This window comes from Methylocystis sp., from assembly GCF_050246715.1.
In the GTDB taxonomy this organism is placed as follows: Bacteria; Pseudomonadota; Alphaproteobacteria; order Rhizobiales; family Beijerinckiaceae; genus Methylocystis.
In genome coordinates this window covers 42,914-53,967 of the sequence record NZ_JBFWVN010000018.1, presented here as the reverse complement: position 1 = coordinate 53,967, position 11,054 = coordinate 42,914, and the positions used below count along the sequence as shown (strand labels likewise).

Genomic DNA, 11,054 nt, shown 5'->3' with positions numbered 1-11,054 from the left:
GTATCGCGACGCGCCTTGCGCGCAAACGCATCCGACCAGAGTTCATCATCGCCTGGTCGCTCTGGCGACGAGCACATCAGGCAGAAGCAAAGCGCGCTCATATCAAAATGCAACTGTAATGCTAAGGACGGCCATCTCTATGGATTCGATCTCGACACGAAGGACCGGCTCTACCGTGTCCCGGTGACGAAGATCGAGAACGCCGACATCCCTTTCGCGGCGGATAGAAGCGTCCATTTCTGCCCCGGCTCGGTCGGCGGCGCCGAATGGAACGGACCGGCTTACGATCCGCAGAACAATCTCGTCCTCGTCGGCGAGGTGCAATGGTGCACGACGGTCAGAATCGAACCAAAGAAAAAGATCGAGGGCGCGCCGATATTCACGCCCTGGTCCGGGGAGGATTCGATCAATCCCTTTAACATGTGGGGCCGCGCCGATCCCGTTTTCCAATGGGCGGGCTGGCTCTATGCGGTCGACGCAGACAGCGGCCGGTGGCGCTGGCGCGCCAAGACCAATTATCCGGTGCAGAGCGGCGTCGCGCCGACGGCGGGCGGCGTCGTGTTCTTCGGCGACATGGGCGGCAATTTCTATGCGCTCGACGCTGATACCGGCCGCAAGCTCTGGGGCGAGAAAATTGGCGGCGCGGTCGGCGGCGGCGTCATCACTTTCGCGACGCATGAGGGTCAGCGCGTCGCCGCCGCGACGGGTCTGACGGAGGTCCTTTGGCCGACACAGATCACGACAGCCAAGGTGTCGATCCTGGGCCTTGCACGCAATTGAACGCGCTGCCGCCATCGATTTCGGTTTCAATAGGAGGCCGACGCCTTTAGAGCATTTTCCGCCGAAGTGGACGCCGGTTCGGCGTAGAACACGCGGCGGCAAACCGGCCACGGTGCGAGCACAGCGCGAAACCGAGGGCTGCGCCGCCGAGCGCGCCGCCAAAATGAGCGGTCCCGGCTTCAAGCCTCTGCGCCGTCGCCATCAAACCGGCCGACGCTTTCGCGGCGCCGTGGTCGTCGGCGTTACCGCCAATGGCGGCCATCTTGCAATGAAACCGGCCAGTGTGGGGAGCTTGACGCGTTGAAGAGAGATTATATTCCTGAAGTCAGCGAGGTTCGGATGGTGCGCCGCGCCCCGGATCGACCTTTTGTTTTGAGCGCGGCGGACGCTGACTATATCTCGGATTGCCTTCGAGCCGTGGAAGCGTCATTCGGACTGGAGGCCTTTCCGGGCGTCGCTTTTGGCCAGATTCCGGCGCGGGCTTTGATCGGACAATTCATCGACTGGTGGCGCGGGCTCGAACCCGCCACTGAAGATCAGCGGGAGGCCCATGCACGCCTGCCGGGGGCGATCCGCTTGCTCGACACGGTCTCCGCCTTGACGGAAGAACAGGCCCGTCGGGATCGGCTCTAGACCATCCGGCGATCTCAGGGACTGAGCCAATGGCGAGGGCTCCACGCCCGCCAATATTTGGATCGAACGCGCGCCAGCCGAGCGCGTCGCTATCCTTGATATTTGCGGATCATCATTTCGATCGCCGTCACCGATTCCGATACGCTGAGCCAGTTTTCGGCATGTTCGTCGTTCCTAAATTCTCGGCCCAGATTCACCGGCTCGTCGCGGCCGGGAATATGTAAGAAACAGGCCCATTTTCCATTGGGCAGCTGCTCAACCGTAACCTTATGATCAGCCATGCTTTTCCTCCCCTACGAGCGGCGCTTTTTGTCAAAATCCCGGGAACGCGATGCGTCGCGCGCCTTCACTGCCGCCAAATAGTGCAAAACTCTCGCCAACGGTCGCCGCTCTCGCCGGATCGGCGAAGCGGAGCGTCTCAGGCGCCGTGTTTGATGAGGTCAGGGAGTCTCTTGGCCAACGATCTCAACACGCTCTCCGAGCCTTTGAGCATGATGTCATAGACCGCGTCCGCCGCGGGGGCGGCGTCGATTCCGTCCTGGACAAAGACGAAATGCGTGCCGCCATTTTGCGACGGCGAAATCGTCCATGTCACTGTCGTGTCCATATATCGGCCAAAACCTTTGAGCTCGTCGTGACCGCCCGACCAGCTGAAACGCAACATGGCGCCGGGCTCGACAGCGAGAATCTGGCATTTGAATTCGCCGTCCCAACGCTCGATCGGACGAGTCCAGATCGTGAACTTATGGCCTACCACGGGCTCGATGTCGTTTGGAAAGAACCAAACGGCAAGCCATTCGGAATCGGTCATGGCGCGCCACACCGCCTCGACGGGGTGTTCGAAGTCTTTTTCCGTTGCGAGGCTGCGTGTTTGTTTAGCGTCGAGCATGGCGCGTTGCTCCAGTTGCAGGAGAACTCGCAAGGATTGAGCCAGATGGAGGCGGAGGGCCTTCCGCCTAGCGGCGACAGGCTCGGACGCCGCGGTTAAGCCGCAAGCGTCGCGCCGCCGTCGACGACAAGGTCCTGAAGCGTGATGTGGCTTGCGAGATCTGACGCAAGAAATGCGACGGCGTTAGCGATCTCGTCCGGCGTGGCGATCTTTCCGAGCGGAATGCCCAATTTAAATGAGCCCGGGTCTCCGGCGATGACTTGCTTCTCTCCGCCGGCCGAGCGCCACATCGACCGCTGCATGGCGGTGTCGGTTGAACCGGGAGAAACGAGATTGCATCTCACGCCATAAGGCGCGAGCTCCAGGCCCATGCATTGCGTCAGACTTCTCAGCGCCGCCTTTGACGCGCAATAGGCGCTCATTTGCATGCGCGGCGTTCGCGCCGCGTTGGAGGCGATACTGACAATCGCGCCCGAACGCTGTCGCTTGAATTGCGGAATGGCCTGCTGGAATAGATGAAACGGCCCTGAGGCGTTGATCGCCATGCATGCGGCCCAATCGTCAAAGCTCAATTCTTCCGTCAAACCGAGACGCAGGATTCCGGCGGCGCTGACCAGCACATCCAACTGCGGCCGCTCTTTCAGCAAGGCGCGGCAGACGCTTTGCACTTGATCGCCATCGCTCAAATCGAGCAGCTTCGTGGCAAAGGGATAGTTCGACGCGGCAAAGCTCTTGTCCAATCCGACGACGTCGCCGCCGAGCGCAGCGAAACATGCGGCAGTCCGATAGCCAATTCCCTGGCCTGCGCCGGTCACCCAGATCCGCTTTCCTGAAAAATCCATCGACGATCGCTCGGCGCTCATGCAGACGCGCCTGCGGGAAGCCGCCGATCGATGATGTCCCACCAACCATTCAACGTCGGTCGTTTCGCCAGTTCGTCAAAATCGATCTCTATGCCAAGTCGGCGCCATTCCGTGACCAGCATCATGACGCGCACAGAATCGAGTCCGTAGTCGATAAGATTTTCGTCGGCGTCGAATTCCGACTCCGCCACATCGAGCGCCCCCAGGAGCTGCTTCCTGAGCTCGTCTCTGGTCAGCAGAGCGGAAGTGGCGCTTTGCGCAGCAAGCGCGTCCTCGACGCCGATCACCTTGCCGCAGCGACCGGCGACATAGTTGAGAGTCATGAGATGATCTTCGAGTGAAAAATCGCCGATGGCGTCGGCGATGACGAAAGGCTTGATGTCTTGCATGAAGGCGTCGAGCGCCGTGGTCAGGCAGCCGATGTGGCCATAGACGCCGCAGATCGCCAGCTGGTCTCTGCCCATGTCCTGCAATGTCTTGGCGAGCGTCGAGCGTTTGAAGGCGCTATAACGCCACTTGGTTAGCACAATGTCGTCAGCGTCCAGCGCGAGCGGCTCGACGATCTTCTGCAGATGCGGATGAGCGTTGAGACCCGGTCCCCACATGTCGTTCAGCAGGCCGCGCTCTTCATCGCTCTGTTCGATCGGCTGCGCCGTATAGATCACCGGCGCGCCCTGAGCTTTGAAAAAGGCGCGCAACCTTTGAATGTTCGACATGAGCCGATCGACAAGCGGACTATTCTCGCCGTAGAAGCCGATAAAATAATCCTGCATGTCATGGATGAGCAGCCCCGCGCGCTCGGGAGCGAAACGCCAATCGACCTTATTGATCCGGAAGGACTCCGGACTCGGCATGGCGTAAGACGCAAGGGATTGTATGGCCATGATCGATTCCTGTTCTTTTTAGACGTTGAGCTTTGTCTGAAGGTCGCTGCGCAGCGTTTGCTTGTCGATCTTTCCGAAAGCCGTGAGCGGCATCCGATCGATAAATTCGAAACGAGCAGGGAGCTTGAATTCGGCGAGCCCATGGCTGCGCAGGTGCTTTCGTAAGGCGATCGGCCGCAGTGCGGCGTCACTCGCGACAATAAAGGCGCAGCATTTCTCTCCCATCACGATGTCGGGCATGGAAATCAGCGCGGCGTGCCTGCGCCACCACGCCGCCGAGCGAATAGCCGAGCAACCGGTAAGGACCGCGGGGCTGAATCTTTCGGATCGTCGCCAGATGTCGATTGCAAACTTCATCCATCGAGTCGCAGACCGCGATGACGCCGCTGGGGCGCGGCGATTGAAGGCCGATCACCGGACAATCGCTTTCGAGATAGCGGGTAAGGACGCTGAACTGCCAAGAGAAGCCGGAAGCCGGATGAATGCAGATCGGCGGCGCGCCGGCGCCCGAGCGCAGATGCAGCGCTTCGCCGATACCCGCCTTTCGCTCTTCGCCGGCCTGTTCGTCGAACAGCGCGCGCGCCAGCCGCTCGACGCTTGAATTGACGATGACTTCGCCGACTGAAACCGGCGCGCTGAACTCTCTTTCCAATTCGGCGGCAAGCTGCATGGCGAGCAGCGAATGTCCGCCGAGCGCGAAGAAATCATCGTCGGCGTTGACTTCGTCGACGCCGAGCAGGCGCGCGAATATTTCGCACAGCGTCGTTTCAATCCCTGGAAGCGGCTTGCGGCCCTGACGCTTGTGCGACTGTGCGGGCGCCGGCAGCGACTTCCTGTCCAATTTGCCGCTGGCGTTGAGTGGAAACGCCGTCATGCAGATAATTGCCGTCGGAATCATATGGCCCGGCAAACGGCGTGAGAGCGCAATGCGCAACGCCTCGCCGTCGAGTTCCTTATCTCCTGATGGAACGACATAGCCGATCAATTGACGCTCATCGGCGCCGCCGCCGATTCGTTCGCCGGTCGTTGTTGCGATGACCGCGGTCTGCGAGACGCCGGTCTGGTCCAGCAGTGCGCTTTCGATTTCGCCGAGTTCGATTCGCTGCCCGCGAATCTTGATCTGGTCATCGGCGCGACCGAGATATTCGACGGCGCCATTGGTCAGCCATCGAACGATGTCGCCGGTTCGATACATTCTTTCGCCAGCGGCAAAAGGATCGGCGACGAAACGCTGCGCAGTGAGCGACGGGTGATTGAGATAGCCGTCGGCGAGTTGGACGCCCGAAAGATAGAGTTCGCCCGGCGCGCCGATCGGCGTTAGCCGCAGCCAAGGGTCGAGCACCCGTAAGGCGGCGTTCCATACCGGCCTGCCAATCGGAACGCTCATAGTTTCCGCGGCTTCCTCCGCGCCTGCGCCGCAGGCCAGTTGATGGGTAACGTCGACAGCCGCCTCGGTCGGACCGTAAAGATTATGCAACCGCGCGTCGAATAAAGTCTCGTAGGTCCAGGCCAGTTCCTTCGACAGGGCTTCGCCGCTGCAGAAGACGAGACGCAGACTGCTCATATCCGCCGGGCGCCCCAATTCCGATTGCGCCGCCGCGACGAAGGTCGCGAGCATCGACGGAACGAAATGGATCACGGTGACCCGTTGATCCTGAATAAGCCGCAGCAGTTCGCGCGGATCGCGATACGCTTCCGGCGGCGCAACGACGAGACGGGCGCCCGCGATCAGCGGCCAAAAGAACTCCCACACTGAAACGTCGAAGCTGCTTGGGGTTTTTTGCAAAACCACGTCATCGGCGGTCAGACGATATTCATGCTGCATCCAGAGCAAACGATTGACGATCGCCTTATGGGAGATCGTCACGCCCTTGGGGCGGCCGGTGGAGCCCGAGGTGTATATGGTATAGGCTGAATCTTCCGGGCTCGGACGTGTCGGCGCCTGCGCTTTGTCTTGGTCCGGATCGTCGAGCAGCGCATCATAAATCAGTAACGCGCCCAGGCGCTCGAAGCGCGCCATCAGTTCATGCGTGGTGACGATTAGGCGAGGCCGTGCGTCCCGCGCCATGTAAGCGAGACGTTCTTCGGGATAGCTCACGTCGAGTGGCAGATAGGCGGCGCCCGCTTCCTGGGCCGCCATCAGCGCGATGACGAGGCGAACCGAACGCGGCAGCGCAATCGCGACGATGTCGCCGCTTGTGACGCGCGTCGCTGCGAATTTGCGCGCGAGCGCTTTTACCTGCCGGCGTAATTCGCGATAGGGCAACGCATGGTTGGCGTCGACCAGCGCCATGACGTCCGGCGTGCGCCGTGCCTGGTCCTCGAGCAACTCGCATAGAGTGCTCGGACGGCTCGTTACTTTCGCATTATTGACGCGCGCGAAGAGATCGCGCTCCTCAGGGAGCAGCAAATCCACCGCCGAGAATGGCGCGTCAGGGCGTTCGGCAATTTCCTCCAGCAGTCTCGCAATACGGCGCGCGATACGCTGAGGCTCTTTCACGCCTTCGCGATATTCGAGTCGCAGTTCCAACCCGCGGCGTCCCGGCAGGACCACAACGTCAAAGGATAGTGCGTATAGCCGCGATTGCGCGCGCCGACGCAACGCAGTCCGCCAAAGTCCGCCGCGAACAGGCTCGCATCTTCGGGATAGTTCTCCACCACCAACAAGGTGTCGAACAAGGTCGAAACGCCACACTGCCTTTGGATATCGCCAAGCCCGATCCCATCATGCTCCAGCAGACGGATTTGTCGCTGCTGGACATTCGCCAGCCGTTCGAGAAGCGGTTGATCGGGAGAGAGGAGCAGGCGGACCGGCAGCGTATTGGTGAAAAGCCCAATATGCGCGTCGACGCCTTCGATGGCTTCGGAACGGCCGGACATCGGCGAGCCGAAGACGACATCATTGCGGCCAGTCATCGTTACAAGAAACGCGCCCCACACGCCTTGCATGAGCGTATTGAGCGTCAGGCCGCGGCTGCGGCGCAGCTCATCGAGCTTTTCGACGAGGCCGGGTTGAAGATTGATCGAAACCTCATGAATGGCGCCAAAATCCTTGGATGCTTCGAACAACAATGTCGGCGCAACGCCTTGTAGCGCCTCCCGCCAGGCGCGGCGCGCGGGCGCCTGGTCGCGACTCGCGAGGCGTCGCACGACTGTCGGATAGTCCGGTGTTAGCGGCGGCAACGCATCGCCGGCATAGGCGGCGAGAAGTTCTCGCAGCATGATGGTTGAAGACCAGCCGTCGCCGATCAAATGATGCGAGCAGACGAGCAGCGCATGTCTGTCGGCGGCAAGGCGCACGAGCGTCGCCCGCGCCATCATCCGGCCCTTCGCCGCGTTGCCGAGAAAATCGCGATCGAGTTCGGCGCGCTCGAGGCGGTCGAGTTCGGCGACCTGCTGCTCGTCGCCGAAAGCGTCGAAGTTGCATTGCCGCCACGGCCAGCGACGCTCGCCGGAACGCTCACCGATCAACGGCAAAAGTTGCAGCGGCGCGCCCTGTTCGACGTCGAAAATCGCGGCGAGCTGCGGATGGCGGCGGAGCAGAGTCTCCAGCGCGTGCCTTAGTCTTTCAGCATCAAGCGCGCCCTCAAAGTCGAAACGGGAGATGGCGTTGTAGCGGCTCGACCGCTCGCCAAGCCGGGCATGGAACAACAGACCTTCCTGCAAGGGCAATGCAGGCAATACGGCGGCGATCGGCCCATGGCGCGCCTGCAGCGCATTGAGTTCCGCATCGCTGATTTCGGTCGCTTCATGAATTGCCGCGGGCTCTATGTCGGATTGCGATTCGAGCGCCTTCGCCATGCGCGCGACGCTGCGACATTCGAAAATGTCGCGCGGCCGCAACAGATAGCCGCGCCGACGCAGCGCCGCGCACAGACCGATCGCGGAAATGCTGTCGCCGCCGAGAGAGAAGAAGTCGTCATCAGCGCCGACTTCGTCCACGCGCAAGATGCTGGCGATGCTTTCAGCCAGCATCGTCTCCGCGCCGGGAAGCGGCTGGCGGCTTTTCGATTGCGCCGCTTCAGACGGATCGGGCAAGGCTTTCCGATCGAGCTCACCGTTGGCGCTCAGCGGAAGTTCTTGCAATGCGACGATCGCGACGGGCGTCATATAGGCCGGAAGGCGCTTCGCCAGCGCCGCCCGCAGCGCTTCGCAATCAAGCGCCTCGTCTGGTGTTTCAGGCGTGACATAGCCGATCAGTTGGCGCGCATCGGAACCATGCGCCGACGCTTCCGCGCCGCCGAGCCTTCGCGCGACGACCGCCGCCTGACCTACGCCGGGCTGATCCCGCAATGCGCTTTCGATCTCGCCGAGTTCGATTCTCTGGCCGCGAATTTTGAGCTGATCGTCGCTGCGGCCAAGATAATCCACCGCGCCATTGGGCAACCAGCGGGCGATGTCGCCGGTACGATACATGCGTTCGCCGTTCGCCTGCGGATCGGCGACGAAGCGCGACGCAGTTAGCGAAGCGCGACGCCAATAGCCTTGCGCAAGCTGCGCGCCGGTCAGATAGAGATCGCCGGCGACACCGATCGGCGTCGGGCGCAAGCGCGCGTCCAATATGCGCAAGCGGGTGTTCCACAAAGGCCGGCCGATCGGCGCGCCCGGCCCTCGCGCCGACGCGAGCGCCTCTCCGAATGCAGGCTGATAGGTGACCTCGACCGTCGCTTCCGTCGGTCCGTAAACATTATGCAGCGGGGCGTGAAACAGGTCTTCGAAATCTTGCGCCAGCTCCTTCGACAGAGCCTCGCCAATGCAGAATACCGTGCGCAGGCTCGCGGCGTCGCGCGCGGCGTTTTCTGTCGTCCGAACGCCGGCGACAAAAGCGGCGAGCAGCGACGGCACGAAATTCATCGTGGTGACGCGAAAATCGCGAATGATTTGAAGCAGGCCTTCCGGATCGCGGTCCGCTTCTTCGGGCGCCATCGCCAAACGCGCGCCACATGTCAAAGGCCAGAAAAACTCGCCGACCGAAACGTCGAAACTGCAGGGAGTCTTCTGCAGCACCACGTCGTCGGCCTGCAGCGCATATTCGTCTTGCAGCCAGAAGAGAAGATTGACCACGGCGCTGTGAGAGACCACGACTCCCTTCGGCTTCCCCGTCGAGCCGGACGTATAGATGATATAGGCCGGATGATCGGGCGTTGGCGCCGTCTTCGGCGTGAAAGACACTTCTTCGAGGTCCGGCGCGAGTTCATCGAAGATCAGAACCGGCCGAATCGCCTCGAACCGGCTGCGCAAGCGCTCGCATGTGATGATAAGGCGCGGCGCGGCGTCATCGACCATATAGGCCAGGCGCTCGTCCGGATAATTGATGTCGAGCGGCAGATAGGCGGCGCCGGTCTCCAGCGCCGCCATGATGGCAAGACTCAAGTGAACCGCGCGCGGAAGCGCGACGGCGACATGGTCCCCGCGGACCACGCCCGCGTCTGCAAGCTTTTGCGCAAGTCGAGACACATTGCGCCGAACCTCTCGATAGGTCAGCCTATGCTCTTTATCGATCAGCGCCATCGCGTCCGGCGTCTTGGCGGCCTGGGCGGCGAGCATGTCGCATAATGTCTGTCGCGGAACATCCTTCGCCGTGTCATTCGCCGCCGCGATCAGCGCACGCTCGCCTTCGGTGAGGAGCGGCGCCGCTCCGATCGCGAGTTTTGCATCTTCTGCAAAGCGCTCGACGAGAGAGGCGAGCCTGTTCGTGTGAAGCGTCAATTCCTCTTCGTCATAACGGTCGCAATTCGCGACGAGATCAATCGTCAGTCTGCCATCGTCGACATAAAGGTCGAATTCCATGTCTTCCACTGGCCCCGAAGCCAGTTGATGCGTCACGCCCGCAACGCCATCAAAGTCGAGGCGATAGTCGAATATTTTGAGATTGAGCATCGGCCCGTAGAGCGATCGATCAGAACCGACCAACCCGAGGTCTCGCCGCAGCTGCTCGGCTTCGTAGCGCTGGCGCCGTCTCACCGCTTTCAATTCAAAAGCGAGCGCCGCCGCCGCCTGCGACAGCGACACGGAAGGTTCGATGGCGAGCTGGACAGGCAGGACATTGACGACAGGACCGACGGCGAAAAGCGCGATCGATCCCATGCGCCGCATGAAGGGCATGCCGACCGTCAATCGAGTCGCGCCGCTCATTCGATGCAGATAGGTGAACACGGCCGCCATCGCCATTTCGACGCCAGAAACGCGAACCGCTGCGCCTTGCGACTCAAAGGCCGCCATAACGACCGGCGGCAGAGTTATTCGCCGCCGCAATGGCAACGATATATCGGCCGCCTTTAAGGGCGTCGCGCTTGGCTGAGACAGCGCGATCGGCGCCGGCAGATTTCGTGCGTGGTCCAGCCAAAAGCGTCGGTCGGCTTCCTGCGCCTGCGAGCCCTCGTAGGATTGATATTCCTCGACCACCTCGGCGAATGAGGCGAAAGGCGAATCGCCGACAGGCTTTCGGCGTCTCAGCGCCGTGTATATTTCAGCGATCCGCCGCGCGATCGCGGTAAAGCTGAAACCGTCGACCATCAGATGATGGTGGCGCTGATACCAGAACCAACGCGCGCCGGCCGATGTTTCGCCAGCACGAATCAGCGCGTGACGATAGAGCGGCCGATCACCGTCGAGCGGCAGGAACGACGCGAGATCGGCGCGCATGAAAGCAAGCGCGGCGGTCTCGGGACTCGGGTCGTCGCTTATGTCAATGACGTCCACTTCGGGCAGATCGTCGGCGTTTCTGCGCTGAGGAATGATTTGCGAGAGCCGGCCATCCTTCTCGACAAACCTAGCGTGAACCGTATCGGCCTCCGCAAGCCCGATACGAATGGTCCGGCGCAGAAGCTCGACGTCGACCTCGCCGTTCAGCTCGACATATTGCGCGACGATATAGGCGTTTCGCGCCGAGGAAAGCTGGTCGCCCATCCAGACGCCGGGCTGCGCGGCGATGAGAGGAAGTTCGAGCTCGGTCGGCGTGGAACGCCGCAATGACGGAGCAAGAAGCACTGTCGTTCCCTTCGA

Annotated in this window: 9 protein-coding genes; 2 read left to right on the top strand and 7 right to left on the bottom strand. The window is 61.5% G+C overall.

What is annotated here, in order from left to right; translation table 11 throughout:
- On the top strand, positions 1-780 hold a 780-nt coding region (locus tag AB7I51_RS08260), incomplete at its 5' end, for a PQQ-binding-like beta-propeller repeat protein (protein WP_428403844.1).
- Positions 781-1,197: 417 nt separating this feature from the next.
- A complete protein-coding gene (locus AB7I51_RS08255) occupies positions 1,198-1,413 on the top strand; it encodes a hypothetical protein (protein ID WP_428403843.1) in 216 nt (71 codons plus the stop codon).
- 89 nt (positions 1,414-1,502) lie between these two features.
- On the opposite strand, the gene AB7I51_RS08250 is transcribed toward AB7I51_RS08255, so the two are convergent.
- The 7 genes from AB7I51_RS08250 to AB7I51_RS08220 all read right to left on the bottom strand — a co-directional run bounded on the left by AB7I51_RS08250 (position 1,503) and on the right by AB7I51_RS08220 (position 11,039).
- A complete protein-coding gene (locus tag AB7I51_RS08250; RefSeq protein ID WP_428403842.1) occupies positions 1,503-1,694 on the bottom strand; it encodes a hypothetical protein in 192 nt (63 codons plus the stop codon).
- Positions 1,695-1,831: 137 nt separating this feature from the next.
- The gene (locus AB7I51_RS08245) at positions 1,832-2,302 is read right to left on the bottom strand and encodes an SRPBCC family protein (RefSeq protein ID WP_428403841.1); all 471 of its coding nucleotides are present in this window, start codon (positions 2,300-2,302) and stop codon (positions 1,832-1,834) included.
- Between the two features lie 95 nt (positions 2,303-2,397).
- On the bottom strand, positions 2,398-3,165 hold the full coding sequence (dhbA, locus tag AB7I51_RS08240; protein WP_428403840.1) for a 2,3-dihydro-2,3-dihydroxybenzoate dehydrogenase: 768 nt from the start codon (positions 3,163-3,165) through the stop codon (positions 2,398-2,400).
- Complete coding sequence (locus AB7I51_RS08235; RefSeq protein WP_428403839.1) at positions 3,162-4,049, bottom strand: isochorismatase family protein; 888 nt, start codon at positions 4,047-4,049, stop codon at positions 3,162-3,164. Before AB7I51_RS08235 ends, dhbA begins: the two co-directional genes overlap by 4 nt.
- Before the next feature lie 18 nt (positions 4,050-4,067).
- Entirely contained in the window at positions 4,068-4,274 is a 207-nt protein-coding gene (locus AB7I51_RS08230; protein ID WP_428403846.1) for a hypothetical protein, read from the bottom strand.
- On the bottom strand, positions 4,237-6,579 hold the full coding sequence (locus AB7I51_RS08225) for an amino acid adenylation domain-containing protein (protein WP_428403838.1): 2,343 nt from the start codon (positions 6,577-6,579) through the stop codon (positions 4,237-4,239). The genes AB7I51_RS08230 and AB7I51_RS08225 overlap by 38 nt, the downstream gene beginning before the upstream one ends.
- The gene (locus AB7I51_RS08220) at positions 6,546-11,039 is read right to left on the bottom strand and encodes an amino acid adenylation domain-containing protein (RefSeq protein ID WP_428403837.1); all 4,494 of its coding nucleotides are present in this window, start codon (positions 11,037-11,039) and stop codon (positions 6,546-6,548) included. The genes AB7I51_RS08225 and AB7I51_RS08220 overlap by 34 nt, the downstream gene beginning before the upstream one ends.
- Positions 11,040-11,054: the final 15 nt, after the last annotated feature.

Coding starts and splice junctions, on each gene's coding strand:
- AB7I51_RS08245 (WP_428403841.1), bottom strand. CDS start 2,302: ATGCTCGACGCTAAACAAACACGCAGCCTCGCAACGGAAAAAGACTTC.
- AB7I51_RS08250 (WP_428403842.1), bottom strand. CDS start 1,694: ATGGCTGATCATAAGGTTACGGTTGAGCAGCTGCCCAATGGAAAATGG.
- dhbA (WP_428403840.1), bottom strand. CDS start 3,165: ATGAGCGCCGAGCGATCGTCGATGGATTTTTCAGGAAAGCGGATCTGG.
- AB7I51_RS08230 (WP_428403846.1), bottom strand. CDS start 4,274: ATGGGAGAGAAATGCTGCGCCTTTATTGTCGCGAGTGACGCCGCACTG.
- AB7I51_RS08235 (WP_428403839.1), bottom strand. CDS start 4,049: ATGGCCATACAATCCCTTGCGTCTTACGCCATGCCGAGTCCGGAGTCC.